Consider the following 14,860-nt stretch of genomic DNA (forward strand, 5'->3'; position numbering starts at 1 on the left):
GGGGCTCTTTAGGCAAGAGTTCGTAGGGGGTACCCGTCCGGAAAATAAGAAAATGGTAATCCCCGCCCGTATCGTGGCGGAACGCGGGCAACAAGCCGGCGGCAATATGTCAGAGAAGAGACAGCACCCGCTCCGGCGGCCGCGCCACAAGGGTGCCCTTGTCGCTGGTCACGATCGGCCGTTCGACAAGGAGAGGATGTTTGATCATGGCCGTCAGCAGGCGCGCAGCACTGACCGAAGGGTCGGTCAGGCCCAGTTCTTCCGCCGGCGTGCCCTTGATGCGAAGCAGGGCACGCGGTTCCAGCTTCATGGCGGCCAGAAGCGTCGTCAGCTGATCCTTCGTCCAGCCGGTTTTCACATAGTCGACGATGTGGGGTTCGATGCCCTGGGCACGGATAAGTTCGAGCACCTGGCGCGACGTCGCGCATTGCGGACGGTGATAGATGGTAACGGACATCAGTGACTGACTCAGGCCTTGGTGCGCGCTTTCAGCACATCCTGGAGCACGACGGCCGCTTCCGGACGGTTTTCCGTGACCTCTTCGACCAGAAAACGCATCAGGTCGGCATAGTGCGGGAAATTGGCGCGATAGATGATCGAGCGGCCGTCACGATAGGCGGTCAGGAGACCGGCGCCGGTCAGGATGCTGAGGTGGGTCGAGGCCGTATTGGCCGGGATGGCGTTCTCCGCGGCGATCTTGCCGGCTGCCATGCCCTGCGGGCCGGCCTTTGCGATGGTGCGAAAGACATTCAGCCGGCCAGGGTGCGCCAGGGCGAACAGGTTTACGACAGCGTCCTCGCTGATCATGGGCTGGCCTTTGCAAACGTTCGCGACCGACCAAATGGCCCAAACGCGACGTAAAACGGGGAAGGAAAGCCTCCTCTATTATAAAACTATGGAAACTTAAAGGCGAGCCTTGCGCCTTTTCATGCCCTTTCCCCACACTATTTCGTGCGTTTGGGGTGATATGGGCGCGCAAAAAAGCCCGCCGAGAGAGGTCAGCGGGCTTTTTCAGTACTCAGAAGGCGAAGCCGCTTAAGCGGCGACACCAAATTTTTTAGGCAGCAACAATGCTGCCTTGCTCGTGCGGATCGCGCAGCACATAGCCGCGGCCCCAGACGGTTTCGATATAGTGATTGCCATCGGCGGCGACGGCCAGCTTCTTGCGCAGCTTGCAGATGAAGACGTCGATGATCTTCAGTTCGGGCTCGTCCATGCCGCCATAGAGGTGGTTCAGGAACATTTCCTTGGTGAGCGTGGTGCCCTTGCGCAGGGACAGCAGCTCCAGCATTTCGTATTCCTTGCCGGTCAGGTGAACGCGGTTGCCAGAGACTTCAACGGTCTTGGCGTCCAGGTTCACAACAATATCACCCGTGCGGATGACCGACTGGGCATGGCCCTTGGAGCGACGGACAACGGCATGGATGCGGGCGATCAGTTCGTCCTTGTGGAACGGCTTGGTCATGTAATCGTCGGCGCCGGAACCCAGGGTCTTGACCTTGGTATCGATTTCCGAGGTGCCCGACAGGATCATGATCGGCGTGTTGATCTTGCCGACGCGCAGCTGGCGCAGCACTTCCAGACCGGACATATCGGGCAGCGACAGATCGAGCAGGATCAGGTCGTAATCGTAGATCTTGCCGAGATCGACACCTTCTTCACCGAGATCGGTCGTATAGACGTTAAAGCCTTCCGACTTGAGCATCAGTTCGATGCTCTGAGCGGTCGCGCTGTCGTCTTCAATAAGTAGTACGCGCATTTAAGCCCCTCCCGGCTCGTGGGTAACGAAAAATGGCGGAGGCGACATGCCAACGCCCGTTAACCTTCATGCTAAACAGGAAATCCCTTAAGATTCGTTAAGCTTAACAACTCGGTTTAGAAAACTCAGAATCAAGGGGTAAGGTGATTTGCGAATCGGGGGCAAGAGTCGGGAGTCAACGATTCTCTTTATGCACAGGATTTTTACCGGCATTTTCCTCTGGTGAGTCATTTGAATCACACAGTGAAGAGGGAAGTTCCCGCTGAAGCGGGAACTTATAAAATCGAGACTAAATGTCTCGATTTTCCCGATGAACGCCCGGAGCCATGCGAAGGGCCGGAAGGCCGTTTTGGCCATAGCGCAGAACGCAACACACACACCGCTTCCTGCCCACGTCAGCATCTCCAAATGCAAACGCGCCATAAGTTTCGGCCCTTATGAAATCCTGATCAGGCCTCTTCGACCATGTGGTGCAGAATATCGACATAGCGCAGATCGTTCTTTTCAGACGCCAGCGCCGCTTTCACCAGCTTGTGCCGGGCTTCCTTGGGCTCCAGCGTGCCGATATCGACCCGCTCGACGATCCGCATGAGATGGGCATTGAGATCGGCCGCGTCGTGATGGGAAGCGCCCTCGAAGAAACGCGTCAGGGCCTCGCACGCCTGGCTGCGATCCAGAACACCGGATCGGAACATCTCCAGCACCCGGCCGATATTGATATCGAGAGCCTGCTGCGCCGCATCTTTCATAAAGAACATGACAACACTCCTGTACCCCCACCCCGGACAGCCAATATAACACAGCTATTCAGGCATATCCGATCAACTAATCGGGAGCGCCTCAGGCCCTGACATAGACCCAGGCATCGACGCCGGAGCGCAAGCGGACGGAGATGCGTTTATAGTCCGAAACCTCATATTCATCGGCCGCCGCCAGTTCCTGCGGCGTGATCTCGAAGACCATGCCGGCCACCTCATCCGCGGGATTATCGCTGGGCGCCACGATAGGGTGATGGCTCTCGCCGCTCAGCCGCACCACCTCCGGATCGCTGATCGCCACCATCGTTACCGCATAACCGGGAATGGCATCGGCATGGCCGGTCAGTTCGCGGCCGAAATTGGCGATCTGCACCGCTTTGGTTTGCAAGGTGCCGTAGGAAAAGAGCAGGACGGTGTCGGTCATGCGCTTTTCTATAGTCACGCCTCAGCCGAAGGTAAAGGCATAGGCCTGGGCACCGGAATCGAGAAATTCGATCTGGAAGGTGCGATCGGCGGCCTTTTCCTGACGGATCAGCTGATAGAGGCGGTGATCAGTGATCACCCCCATGCCATTGGCATCGGTATCGGCGCCATGATCCTTGCCCGGCGCATGACCATCTATGGTGACGCGGAAGCGCACCGGCTTGTCCCCTGCCCCCAGCACCAGGTGCAGATCACGGGCATGGAAGCGATAGGTGATGCCGGCATTGGGCTTATTGACCACCGCCATCTGGCCGCCGACCGTCCAGTCGCCAGAAAGGCTCCAGTCATTCAGGTTGGCTGTTCCGCGCGCATACTCATGGGGCGCGTCCTTGACGAAGCCGCCCGGTGAGGTGAACTGCGCCGCCCGCCGATAGCCGACATAGGTTTCCGGCGTCTTGACATCGCCGCCGGCCGCCGCCTCGACGCCTGAACCGCTAACCGTGGAAATGCTCGGCACATAGGGCTGGCCCATAAAAACCTGGCCGTGCGCTTCGGCCAGCAGGCGCTGGATCACCTGTTCGGACTCGGCATAGCCGCCTTCGCCATGATGTATGTGGCGGATCTGCCCTTTCGCATCTATAAAATAATGCTGCGGCCAGTACTGGTTGTTGAAGGCCTTCCACACCTTGAAGTCGTTATCGGTGGCCACCGGATAGGTGATGCCGAGATCTTTCAGCGCCTTGCGGACGTTGCGCTCGTCCTTCTCGAAGGCGAATTCCGGCGTATGAATGCCGATGACCACCAGCCCCTGATCGCGGTACTTGGCGTCCCAGGCCTTCACATAAGGCAGAGTACGCAGGCAGTTGATGCAGGAATAGGTCCAGAAATCGACCACGACCACCTTGCCCTTCAGGCTTTCGCGGGTCAGCGGCTTTGAATTGAGCCACAGGCCGGCGCCATCCAGCTCGGGCATCTGACCGAGCACCGGCAAAGGCCCTTCAGGCAGCCCCACGGCCCTGGCCATCGGTTTCTGTGCCGAGAACTTATCGAGCAGGGCCTGCTCGATGCGTGAGGTGCCGGCGAGGGATATCTTCGACAGCAGGCCGGTATCCAGACCCGATGCAATCGCCGCCACACCCAGCAGAACGGCGACACCGAGGGCTTTGCGCACGGTTTCGCCCAGCTTCAGCGAGCCCTTCATGGCGGTAAATACCTTGCCGCCGACCAGCAGGGCGAGCGCCAGCGAGGTGGCCGCGCCCAGGGCATAGGCGAGCAGCAGGAAGGTGGTCGAGACACTGGCGCCATTCAGCGCCGCACCGGTCAGGACAAGGCCAAGGATTGGCCCGGCACACGGCGCCCATAGCAGACCGGTGGCGATGCCGAGCAGCAGGGAAGTGGCAAAACCGGATTGACCGCTGGTTGTCTCAGTCAGACGTGCGCCCAGCGCCACCAGCGGCCGCGTGGCGCGATCAGCCAGTGCGGGAAACAGCAGAAGCAGGCCGAACCCGGCCAGGATAACCAGCGCCACGATCCGGCCGATACCGGAGGCCTGCACCGCCCATCCGCCACCGATCGCCGCCAGGGTCGCCACGCCGGCGAAGGTAAGAGTCAGGCCCAGCAACAGGGGCAAACCGCTTTTGACAAAAGGCTGATCGGCGCGGGCAAACACAAACGGCAGGACCGGCAGGATGCACGGACTGACAATGGTCAGCGCCCCGCCGAGATAGGCCAGTATAAAGAGGATCATGGACGCGCCCTTGTTGCGGATATTCGTTTATACGGCTGCGGAAGCAATTGGGTTACAAGGTGCTTAGCCAAGCTTTGCATCAATATTTTCGCTGTGATGAAATATCTGCGCAATGGCAATACCGCTATCAAGCGGCAGATAGAAGATGGCGTATTGTCCGTGATCGTGGCGGCGATAGGCGCGTACTTTGCGGCCCATCAAAGGTGAATGCGCCAGACGATTAAACGCCTCGTGCAAGTCGGCCAGATATGTGTCGGCCTGCCGCTCGCCGAAATTCAGCAAGGTATATTCGTATATATCCGCGAGTCTGTTTCGAGCCGGAACCGAGAGCTTATAAACGGCCATCGGCCTTTAGCCGCGTTTTGACTTCGCGCATTATATCGGGAATTGTTTGGTTGCTCATACCACTGGCCATGGCCGCATCCAGCTCCGCAATTAGCGCATCCTCATTGTTGAGTCGCTCCTGATCACGGCGCACCAGGTCGCGGATATATTCGCTCTCATTATGATAGTCGCCGGACTCAACGCGCGACTTGATAAAGCCGCGCATCTTGTCGGACAGGGAAACACTCATCGCGGGCATGGCCGGTCTCGTCACCAAATATGATTAGATAATATTAGATCATATTTCAAAAGTCTTCAATCCGCAGCTTTCCAGAAAGGCATAGGTCTCATCGTAAAAGCGCTTTGGCCGCGTCAGGTCGGCGTCATCGCCTTCGGGCACAAAGATTACCATGCCCTGGCGCGCACGGGTGAGCAGCACGCGGTAGGCATTTTTCAGATACAGCCGGCGGAAGTCGTCATTGACCTTTTGCCAGCGCGTGCCCTTGAAACTCCAGGCCTGCCAGCCGCCATCGATATAGCGCCAGTCGGCATCCCAGCAGACACCGGTGAAATCCAGTTCCAGCCCCTGCACATCGAACTCGCTGGCCACCTCCTCCAGATAGTAAGACGAGCGTACATCGCTGCGGTCATTGAGGAACCAGTTGGCCGGATCGAGCGCCAGTTCGAGTTGCACATCACGCGAGGCCACCGCTTTTGTGGCCACCAGTATTGGCACGATCGACAGCCTGTGACTGCCTTCGTGGAAGTTCTTCAGATCGAGGGCATAATCTTCCACCTGCTCGATGGCATGGCGATCGAAGCCTTCGCTGCCAACCTTGAATTCGATAACAAAGATACAGTCGCCGATCACCACCACCGCATCGGCACGCTTGCCCATGCGCAGAATGGCGAACTCGAAATAGAGGGTAAAATCCGACGTGTCCTTCAGCGCGCCACGCAGGATAGCGATCTGCTGAAGCCAGGCGCCCTTTTGTTCGATATCGAGCGTGAAGTGATGACCGCGCGTCAGTTCGCCAAGGATATGTTCCGGGCTGTCGCTGTAAAATTTTGCTCGCTCAGCGGCATAGTAGGCGCGCATTTCTTCCCCCTGGCCCGTTTAGACCAGGTACACGCCCCAGGGTCAAGTTGCCATCAACCACTCAATCAGCGCGCGATTGACCGCTTCGGGCTGCTCAAGGGTCGAGAGGTGCCCGCATTCCGGCACGATAACCAGGCGCGCATTGGGGATGGCTGCCGCCATTTCCTCGGCGCGATCCGGCGGTGTCAGCGGGTCCTTGTCACCCACCAGCACCAGGGTCGGCACCGTGATGCCTGCCAGGTCCGAACGAGAATCGGCGCGTGCGATAATGGCCTCCTGCTGGCGCGCCATGCCATCGACGCCAACCACCAGCCCCATGCGAACCTGAACATCGCGCAGATGCGCATTTCGCCTGTGCGATGGATGCACCAGCGTGACCAGAATCTGCGATAATATCGTCTTGAAACTGGCCTTGCGGCTGAGCGCGATCAAGGCCCGGCGTTGGGCCGTCTGTTCCGGCGTATCCGGTCGGGCCGTGGTATCGAGCAGGGCCAGTTTGATCACGCGTTCCGGCGCCTGCCGCAGGATTTCGAAGCAGATATAGCCACCCATCGAAATACCGGCCAGGGCAAAACGCGGCGGCGCATGGGCCAGGATATGGATGGCGATTTCGGAGATAGTGTTGCCTTCGAGTGTCGAAGCCACCGTCACCGGTCCATAGGGCCAGAGTGCGGATATCTGCGGCGCGAAGATTTCGGCCGTACACAGCAAACCGGGGACGAGGAGAATGGGAGTCATCCACTGATCATGATGAGCGCGTGGGAAGAAAGCAAGATACCCCCCCATCTTCGCTTCGCTCAATGGTCCCCGTCCCCGGCATAGCAGGGAGGTATAGGAAAGAGGAGACCGTTAACCTTTCTTAAGCTCTGATTTACCATACTGAGCCGCATGCAGGATATGGTCGAAGCGGTAAAGAATATCGAGCCCATGCGCGTTTTCGGGCGCGTGGCGGTGGTCAACGGATTGCTGATCGAAGCGCGCGGTGGCCTCTCCTACATGCAGGTCGGCGCGCGCTGCGAAATCATCCGGCGCCATGACAAGCCCCTGCCGGTCGAGGTGGTCGGTTTCCGTGAAGACCGCGCCCTGATGATGCCTTTCGGCCCGGTCGAAGGCATTACCCCCGGCGCCGAAATTCGTATCTCTTCCGAAGGCGCCAAGGTTCACCCGACTACTGCTTGGCTCGGCCGCATCGTCGACAGTTTCGGCGAGTCGATCGATGGCCTCGGCCCCCTGCCGCAAGGCCCGGAAGGCTACCTGCTCAAGGCCTCGCCGCCTTCCGCCCATACGCGCCAGAAGGTCGGCGAACGCCTGAACCTCGGCGTGCGCGCCATGGATGTCTTCACCACCTGCTGCCGGGGGCAGCGCCTCGGCGTCTTCGCCGGCTCCGGCGTCGGCAAGTCGGTCCTGCTCTCCATGCTGGCGCGCGAAGCCACCTGCGACGCCGTCGTGGTGGGGCTGATCGGCGAACGCGGCCGTGAAGTCCGCGAATTCATTGAAGAAACGCTTGGACCTGAGGGTTTGAAGCGCGCCATTGTCGTGGTCGCCACCTCGGATGAACCCGCCCTGAAGCGCCGCCAGGCCGCCTATATGACTCTGGCGCTTTCCGAGTTCCTGCGCGACCAGGGACTGGAAGTGCTGTGCCTGATGGACTCTGTCACCCGCTTCGCCATGGCCCAGCGCGAGATCGGCCTGGCCACCGGCGAGCCGCCGACGACCAAGGGCTACACGCCCACCTGCTTCGCCGAGCTGCCCAAGCTGCTGGAACGCGCCGGCCCCGGTCCGATCCTGGAAGACGGCACCCAGACCGGCCCGATCACCGGGCTCTTCACCGTGCTGGTCGATGGCGACGATCACAACGAACCGATCGCCGACGCCGTGCGCGGCATTCTCGACGGCCACATCGTCATGAGCCGGGGCATTGCCGAACGCGGCCGCTTCCCTGCCATCGACGTACTGAAATCGATCAGCCGGACCATGCCGGACTGCCAGACCATCCCGGAGCGCGAGGTCGTCCGCCAGGCGCGCAAGGTGCTTTCGGCCTACACCAATATGGAAGAACTGATCCGCATCGGGGCCTATCGTTCCGGCGCCGATCCGGACGTCGACCGCGCTATTATCCTTAACCCGGATATCGAACAATTTTTGCGCCAGGGTAAGGAAGAATACACACCTCTTGACGAGTCCTTTACCCTTTTGGCCGATATTCTAGGCAAGGGTTAATTTTACCCGATTCTCCGGAAGCCGCGCTTTCGGCAGGGCCGACCGGTCACCGTCGCCGATGCGACGAGCCATGCGGCGCTTGAGCTGAAAAAATGTAGGAGTTCGTTATGACGAAGTGGGCCAAATCATTAATTCGTTTGTCCACTTTCGAGGTCGAGACCCTGCAGAAACGCCTGGCGGAAGTCGTTACCCGCCGCACCCATGCCGAAATGAAGCTGGCCACGCTCGATGCCGAATTCGAGTTGGAATGCGTGCGCGCCGCCGAAGATCCGATGTTATCGCACAGCCTGACCGCCTACCGCCGCGGTTTCCAGGTCCGCCGCGATAACGCCGTCAGCGAGCTTGACCTGATCGTCCAGGAAGAAGACGGTGTCCGCGATTCGCTGGGCCTGGCCTTCGAAGACCTGAAGAAGTTTGAGCACGTCGCCGAAATGACCCATCTCAAGCGCGTGGCCAATGACAAGCGTATCGAAAACGCCATGCTCGATGAAGTCTCGCTGCGCATGAGCCGCCAGGCCTGATCTCATGTATAGGCGCGGTCTCCTGGGCGGGCTTGCCGCCGGCGCGACCGCAATCGCCCTCAGCCGCATGGCTGGCGCACAGAGTTATGGTGACATCCCGCCATTGAAATCAGTCACGCCCTACCCGCTGGGCGTCGCCGCGACTTTTTCAAAACTCAAGGACCCTGCCTGGTCGAAACTGGCCGCCACCCATTTCTCACGCCTGACGCCGGAGTGGGAAATGAAGATGGAATACATGCTGCAGCCCGATGGCAGCCTGCGCTTCGACCGCGCCGACGCTTTGGCCGCCTTCGCCCGGCAGAATGGCATGAGCCTGCACGGCCACACCCTGATCTGGTATGCTCAGGACGGCGACTATTTCCAGAAGCTGAAAACAAAACCGGACGCCTTCCTGACCGCCTATGCCGGCTATATCCAGTCGGTGATGGGCCGCTACAGGGGCTTTATCAGGGGCTGGGACGTGGTCAATGAGCCCGTCTGGAACGATGGCCGGGGTCTGCGCCCCTGTTTGTGGCGCGAGGTTTTGGGCGATGACTATATCGGCCTGGCGCTGGAGGCGGCGCATCAGGCCGATCCGGCCGCCATCCTGTTCATCAATGATTACAATCTCGAACTGACGCCAGCCAAGCGGGCTACCTTCCTGAAACTGTGCGAAAAACTGCTGAAGGAGGGCGCACCGCTCTCCGGCATCGGCACCCAGACCCATATCGATTCCGGCATCGCCCCCGGCCTGATCAAGGCGGCGATCCGCGATATCGCCTCACTGGGCCTGATGGTGCATGTGTCGGAGGTCGATATTTCGCTGCGTGAGGCGCATCCGGTCAATGTGGTCCAGCCGCGCCTCAATCAGGTGCGGGCGCTGAACGAGCTGCTGGAAGCCTGTCATGAGGTGCCGCAACGCCAGCGTTACGGTCTGACGATGTGGGCCTTGAGGGACTCGGATTCCTGGCTGAATACGGCGCAGGGCGGCAAGAGCCTGATCCCGGACGAGCCGGTGCTGTTCGACAGCCAGGGCCGCCCCAAGCCGCTCGCGCAGGCCTTTGTCAGCGCGGAAAAGTAGTCAGAGATCCTTGCGCTCGAAACGCGGACGGAAGAACGGATCTTCCAGTATGTTGTCCTTTGACCCGGTGGCGGACTTTCCCGGTTCGGCCACGGCGGCTTCCGCGGCAGCGGCCGGTTCCGCCGGACGATCGGCGGCAAAGGCGGCCTGCGATGGCGGCGCGAAACTGGTCGCGGTCAGTTTTTCCTGGAACTGGCGCAGGTAACGCAGGTCTTCGGCAATATTCATCACCGCCATATACACCTCACAGATTGACCGCCAGGCCAGTACGGCGATCAGGAAACCCAGGAACCCAACCACCATCAGGCCGAACGACAAAAGCCAGCCCATGATCGAGGCGTCCTTGATGCCGGTGCCGACCATGATGCCCGCCCAGCCGAGCGCGAAGATGAACAGCAGGCCCAGTCCGCACCAGTAGACGATGTGGATGATCGGCCGGGTCAGGAACTGGTCGAAAGTGAACAGGTTGAGCCAGATATCCCTGGGGCGCGTGGTGCCGAAAACCTGTCTGATGGTAGGCTGCATTATGCCGAATTCCCCGCAAAGACGAGTTTGTCTTCCGTACTCCCGTTAAACGGCGAATGGCCCCGCCTTGTCAAGCTTCGCTTTCAGCTCAGGCGCCGCGTGGCGCTTCGCACGCTGCCACTGGAATGAGCCTTCTCATTGCCAGTGCGCTACCCTCTCGCCGCCCACTTGCCGCCCGAAAGATCGGGCTGCGTCTCGGCCGGATCGAAGCCCGGCTGCCAGGGCAGGAGACCGGCAGAATCCGGCACCACCATCTGCAGGGCCTTGAAATTGTAATCGCCGTGGAACCAGACGCTCCAGCCGAGATAACGATCGTACCAGCGCCGCTCGATCGGCTGGAACCAGACCGCGCAGTCATCGAAAAAGCCGTCATAGGGCTTGCCATATCTCAGCTTCACCCCGTCCGAGATTTGCCGATAGGCTTCAGCCAGCAGATCGCGCGCTACATGCGGCGCCTGGCTGCACACCACGATTTCCGGCGCCTTCAGGCTGTAACCGAGGCCGGTGGTATAGGCGTGATGATCGTCCGGCGCATAGGACCAGCCATGCAGGCGGATGGTGGCCAGCACATCGCGTGCGCCGGGTGGCAGATCGGGTTCGTGACGGTCAAAGGCGTTGGGCATCAGGGCTTTTCAGACTTCTTGTAAGCGATGATCAGGAATATAATTACCAGAAGCGCCATTGCCAGATACCATCGATCGGCATGGGGTGCGGATACACGTTCAGGTGTCTTGATGTGCACAATGAGCACTGTGAACAGCATGAAGAAAAGCGCTGTCCATAACCAGCCCATCAGGCTCCATGGATAAACGCGGCCCCGGACACGACCGAACCACGCGCGCTTTGGCTTTATACCATCCAGTTTTGCCTGGTCCATTTGCATCGCCCGCACCTTAGACTTCAAAACCTGCCACGCAAAAACGGGCTGAGCAAAGCGAGGGCCTTTGTGCGTGAGGTGATTACACCTGTCCAACCACACTGAGCTTCAAACAGAGTCTGCCCATCTCACTCCACCGGAGTGGCACGCAGTTTCCGGTGTACGTGTCCCGAAAAAAATTTCGACATTTTAACACGCGAAAATATCCATGCCCCAAGCAAGGAGAAGACCGAAGTCAGCAGGCAGAGCGTGAGCGAGGGCAGCGGAGCATGAGACAGAAATGCAGGATGTAGGATGTAGAGGAAAAACATGTGACTGACATACATGTAAAGCGTCAGGCGCCCCCAACTCGCCGACTGCGGAATCATCGGTCCCCGATACAGGGTCGCTAAACAAAATATCCCGACACCATAAAAGAGCGTGCCAATACTGAAGTCGACAGAATTGAAGGTGCCAAAGCCGGACTGATAAAGCCACATGCTTTCCGCCATTTGCAAACCAAGTCCGCCAATTGTCATAAGGACCGCCGTAGCCAGCTTGATCGACGGTTTCCTTTCGGCAAGCCATACACCGATTGAAACAAAAAGAAGTGCCGAAAACGGGCGCGAGATAGTCTGCCAGGTCTTGTCTATCAACTGTAAATCCGGCAGGTGCGCAAGATAGTGGTAAGGCGCAATGATCAGTCCGAAAATATAGGCGACAGCGCCAATCGCGAAAATGACGCCGAACCCGTAAGGACGGAGCAGGTACAAAATCCACTGTACCAGAACGAGCGTGGGCAAAAACCAGAGATGGAAAGCCGGACCACCAATGATAAACAGAACGACACGCAGGGGATTGTGAAGATCCGGCCACTGAAACCAGGTCAGCGGCGTGATGGCAATATAGGCTATAAGCGCCAGCACATAGATTGACAGCAGGCGCACCGTTTGCCTCTTGATGGCCTTTATGTCGCTGATTTTACTCGCAAAGAAGAAGCCACTGGCAAGGAAAAAACAAGGCACGGCAAAACGGCAGGCATGTACCAGCAGCGAACGCCAGTCGGGCGCCGGAGAGTCTGATGGCAAGGCATGAATGATGACGATAGCCAGCATGGCTATGAAGCGCATGGCATCAATGGCGACGAGTCTGTGAACGCTCGCAGAATTTGAAACGGCAGACATGTCTATAAAAAGCGGTTATTTTTGTGATGAACCCCGTCGTTTATGAAAACATATTTCAGATAATAAGCAAAAAAAATCTGGCATTTAGCCAACTGAAAATTTTTGCCGTAAAGAGTCCGTGTAAAATTTTACCGACAAAACCTGCCTGTCGCCGTTTAAAAGACGATCATACCTGCCCGACCGTTTTGAGCTTAACCTTCGGATGAATTTCGTTCTGGCTCATAACTACCGTGTTGGCGCGGAAGCGTTCGATGATCGAGCGCACGAACGGCCGGATATTCGGCGAGGTCAGCAACACCGCGACATCGCCATTCATCGACACGCGCTCGAAGGTATCGCGTACGCCGCGGATGAATTCCTGCAGGGAGGAAGGCGCCATGGTCAGCTGGCGGTCCTCGCCCTGCCCCACCAATGAGGACGAGAAGGCGTTTTCCCAGTCCGCCGACAGGGTGACGATCGGCAGCGAACCGTCTTCCGCGCGGTAGGCCCAGCAGAGCTGGCGGGCCAGGCGCGAACGCACATGCTCGACCATCTGGGTGATCGACTTGGTGTGTGTGGCCGCTTCGCCCAGGGATTCGAGGATGGCCGGCAGGTCGCGGATCGAGACGCGTTCCTTGAGCAGGGCCTGCAGCACGCGCTGCAGGGTGGCGGTCGAAACCACCTGCGGAATGAGGTCGTCCACCAGCTTCTTCTCGTCCGAAGGCAGGTCGCGTAGCAGCTTGGAGAGTTCCGAATAGCTGAGCAGGTCGGACATGTTGTCCTTCAGGATTTCCGTCAGATGGGTCGTGATGACGGTCGCCGGATCGACGATGGTGTAGCCCAGGAAGGTCGCTTCCTCGCGCAGGGCATTGTCGATCCAGGTCGCAGGAAGCCCGAACGCCGGCTCCTTCATATGCTCACCGGGCAGTTCAACCTGACGGCCCGAGGGGTCCATGGCCATAAGCGAGCCGATGCGCACCTCGCCAGAACCGGATTCCATCTCCTTGATACGCACGCAATAGCCCTGTGAGGCCAGGCGCATATTATCGAGGATGCGCACGCTCGGCATGATGAAGCCGTACTCCTGCGCCAGGGTGCGGCGCAGGGCCCTGATCTGGTCGGTCAGCTTGCGGCCATCCAGATCGTTGATCAGGCCGAGCAGGCCGAGGCCCAGCTCGATCTTGACGTCATCAATGGCCAGGGCCGCCGAGATCGGCTCCTCTTCCGGCGGCTTGGCGGCCGCCGCCGCGGCATCGAGCTGCGCCTTGGAAGGCGGCGGCGGCTGGCGGCCGATCCGCCACGCCAGCGCCCCGGTGGCCAGCGAGATGGCGCCGAAGAAGATGATCGGCATGCCGGGGATCAGGCCGATGACACCGGATGCGGCCGAGACGACGCCGAGCGCCACAGGATTGCGCGCCAGCTGCGTGACCAGGGCCTTGTCGGCCGAACCGTCGACGCCCGCCTTCGAGACCAGGAAGCCGGCGGCGATCGAGATGATCAGGGCGGGAATCTGGGTGACCAGGCCGTCGCCGATGGTCAGCAGCATGTAGGTCTTGGCGGCCTCGGCGGCATCCATCTGGTGCTGGAAGATGCCGATCAGGATACCGCCGACGATATTGACCACGGTGATGACGATACCGGCCACGGCATCGCCGCGCACGAACTTCGAGGCACCGTCCATGGCGCCGAAGAAGCCCGATTCCTGTTCCACTTCCTTACGGCGGATCTTGGCCTCTTCCTGATCGATCAGGCCGGAGGACAGGTCGGCGTCGATGGCCATCTGCTTGCCGGGCATCGAATCGAGGGTGAAGCGCGCCGCCACTTCGGCGATACGGCCGGAACCCTTGGTGATGACCACAAAGTTCACCAGCACCAGGATAGCGAAGAGGATCGCCCCGATGATGAAATTGCCCTGGGTCATCAGCATGCCGAAGGCGTGGATGACGTTACCCGCCGCCTCCTCGCCATCCTGGCCATGAGTCAGGATGATACGCATCGAGGTGATGTTCAGCGCCAGACGGAATAGGGTCGTCACCAGCAGCACGGTCGGGAACGAGCTGAATTCCAGCGGCTTCTTGATGAAGAGGCCGGTCATCAGGATCAGGATGGCCGAGGTGATGGAGAGCGACAGCAGGATATCGAGCACGAAGCTCGGCATGGGCACGATCAGGATCACGATGATCGAGATCACGCCGACGGCCATGATGACCTCGCCGCGCTTCAGCCAGCCACCGATTTCCGAAGGCTTGAAAGGAATAGGCGCAGCGTTGGCCAAGGAGGTCCTCAAAACACAAAGACGCCTCACCGGTGCGGCAAGACGGAACTAGGCAAAAATTACCCTGCTCGCGGTGAACAAATGGTTAATCGCGGCGTTAACGGATGGCTTAAATCGAGCCCAGGGTGTA

Annotated in this window: 18 protein-coding genes; 3 read left to right on the forward strand and 15 right to left on the reverse strand. The window is 59.4% G+C overall.

Features of this window, described 5'->3' with window-relative positions; translation table 11 throughout:
* Window positions 1-109: 109 nt before the first annotated feature.
* The 10 genes from arsC to QM647_RS02185 form a co-directional block, all read right to left on the reverse strand.
* Window positions 110-457, reverse strand: a complete 348-nt coding sequence (gene arsC / locus QM647_RS02140) for an arsenate reductase (glutaredoxin) (protein WP_414993819.1) — start codon at window positions 455-457, stop codon at window positions 110-112.
* An 11-nt stretch (window positions 458-468) separates the two neighbouring features.
* Window positions 469-807, reverse strand: coding sequence for an ArsR/SmtB family transcription factor (locus QM647_RS02145; protein WP_414993820.1), 339 nt, complete (start codon window positions 805-807; stop codon window positions 469-471).
* 250 nt (window positions 808-1,057) lie between these two features.
* Window positions 1,058-1,759, reverse strand: a complete 702-nt coding sequence (gene ctrA / locus QM647_RS02150; protein WP_414993821.1) for a response regulator transcription factor CtrA — start codon at window positions 1,757-1,759, stop codon at window positions 1,058-1,060.
* Window positions 1,760-2,208: 449 nt separating this feature from the next.
* Window positions 2,209-2,517 carry a hypothetical protein gene (locus tag QM647_RS02155; RefSeq protein WP_414993822.1) on the reverse strand — a complete coding sequence of 103 codons (309 nt, stop codon included), beginning with the start codon at window positions 2,515-2,517 and terminating at the stop codon, window positions 2,209-2,211.
* 82 nt (window positions 2,518-2,599) lie between these two features.
* Complete coding sequence (locus QM647_RS02160; RefSeq protein ID WP_414993823.1) at window positions 2,600-2,941, reverse strand: gamma-glutamylcyclotransferase family protein; 342 nt, start codon at window positions 2,939-2,941, stop codon at window positions 2,600-2,602.
* Window positions 2,942-2,962: 21 nt separating this feature from the next.
* The gene (locus QM647_RS02165; protein ID WP_414993824.1) at window positions 2,963-4,687 is read right to left on the reverse strand and encodes a cytochrome c biogenesis protein DipZ; all 1,725 of its coding nucleotides are present in this window, start codon (window positions 4,685-4,687) and stop codon (window positions 2,963-2,965) included.
* Window positions 4,688-4,750: 63 nt separating this feature from the next.
* Window positions 4,751-5,032 carry a type II toxin-antitoxin system RelE/ParE family toxin gene (locus tag QM647_RS02170; RefSeq protein ID WP_414993825.1) on the reverse strand — a complete coding sequence of 94 codons (282 nt, stop codon included), beginning with the start codon at window positions 5,030-5,032 and terminating at the stop codon, window positions 4,751-4,753.
* A complete protein-coding gene (locus QM647_RS02175; RefSeq protein ID WP_414993826.1) occupies window positions 5,019-5,270 on the reverse strand; it encodes a type II toxin-antitoxin system ParD family antitoxin in 252 nt (83 codons plus the stop codon). Before QM647_RS02175 ends, QM647_RS02170 begins: the two co-directional genes overlap by 14 nt.
* Window positions 5,271-5,309: 39 nt before the next feature.
* A complete protein-coding gene (locus QM647_RS02180) occupies window positions 5,310-6,110 on the reverse strand; it encodes a DNA/RNA helicase domain-containing protein (RefSeq protein ID WP_414993827.1) in 801 nt (266 codons plus the stop codon).
* Window positions 6,111-6,152: 42 nt separating this feature from the next.
* Window positions 6,153-6,848, reverse strand: a complete 696-nt coding sequence (locus tag QM647_RS02185) for an alpha/beta fold hydrolase (RefSeq protein ID WP_414993828.1) — start codon at window positions 6,846-6,848, stop codon at window positions 6,153-6,155.
* Between the two features lie 150 nt (window positions 6,849-6,998).
* Here QM647_RS02185 and fliI point away from each other — a divergent pair, with 150 nt between their 5' ends.
* The 3 genes from fliI (at window position 6,999) to QM647_RS02200 (ending at window position 9,911) form a co-directional block, all read left to right on the forward strand.
* A complete protein-coding gene (fliI, locus tag QM647_RS02190; RefSeq protein ID WP_414993829.1) occupies window positions 6,999-8,330 on the forward strand; it encodes a flagellar protein export ATPase FliI in 1,332 nt (443 codons plus the stop codon).
* Between the two features lie 107 nt (window positions 8,331-8,437).
* Entirely contained in the window at window positions 8,438-8,851 is a 414-nt protein-coding gene (locus QM647_RS02195; RefSeq protein WP_414993830.1) for a flagellar export protein FliJ, read from the forward strand.
* Window positions 8,852-8,855: 4 nt separating this feature from the next.
* Complete coding sequence (locus tag QM647_RS02200) at window positions 8,856-9,911, forward strand: endo-1,4-beta-xylanase (RefSeq protein WP_414993831.1); 1,056 nt, start codon at window positions 8,856-8,858, stop codon at window positions 9,909-9,911.
* On the opposite strand, the gene QM647_RS02205 is transcribed toward QM647_RS02200, so the two are convergent.
* From QM647_RS02205 to flhA, 5 genes are all read right to left on the reverse strand, one after another.
* Window positions 9,912-10,436 (reverse strand): DUF4282 domain-containing protein, encoded by a 525-nt coding sequence (locus QM647_RS02205; protein ID WP_414993832.1) that lies wholly within the window; start codon window positions 10,434-10,436, stop codon window positions 9,912-9,914.
* Between the two features lie 149 nt (window positions 10,437-10,585).
* Window positions 10,586-11,059: a DUF4262 domain-containing protein gene (locus QM647_RS02210; RefSeq protein WP_414993833.1), complete on the reverse strand. Its 474-nt coding sequence runs from the start codon at window positions 11,057-11,059 to the stop codon at window positions 10,586-10,588.
* Window positions 11,059-11,319 (reverse strand): hypothetical protein, encoded by a 261-nt coding sequence (locus QM647_RS02215; protein WP_414993834.1) that lies wholly within the window; start codon window positions 11,317-11,319, stop codon window positions 11,059-11,061. The genes QM647_RS02210 and QM647_RS02215 overlap by 1 nt, the downstream gene beginning before the upstream one ends.
* A gap of 122 nt (window positions 11,320-11,441) precedes the next feature.
* A complete protein-coding gene (locus QM647_RS02220; RefSeq protein ID WP_414993835.1) occupies window positions 11,442-12,476 on the reverse strand; it encodes an acyltransferase in 1,035 nt (344 codons plus the stop codon).
* Between the two features lie 166 nt (window positions 12,477-12,642).
* Entirely contained in the window at window positions 12,643-14,730 is a 2,088-nt protein-coding gene (gene flhA / locus QM647_RS02225; protein ID WP_414993836.1) for a flagellar biosynthesis protein FlhA, read from the reverse strand.
* Window positions 14,731-14,860 lie beyond the last annotated feature (130 nt).

This window comes from Asticcacaulis sp. (assembly GCF_047605585.1).
GTDB lineage: Bacteria > Pseudomonadota > Alphaproteobacteria > Caulobacterales > Caulobacteraceae > Asticcacaulis.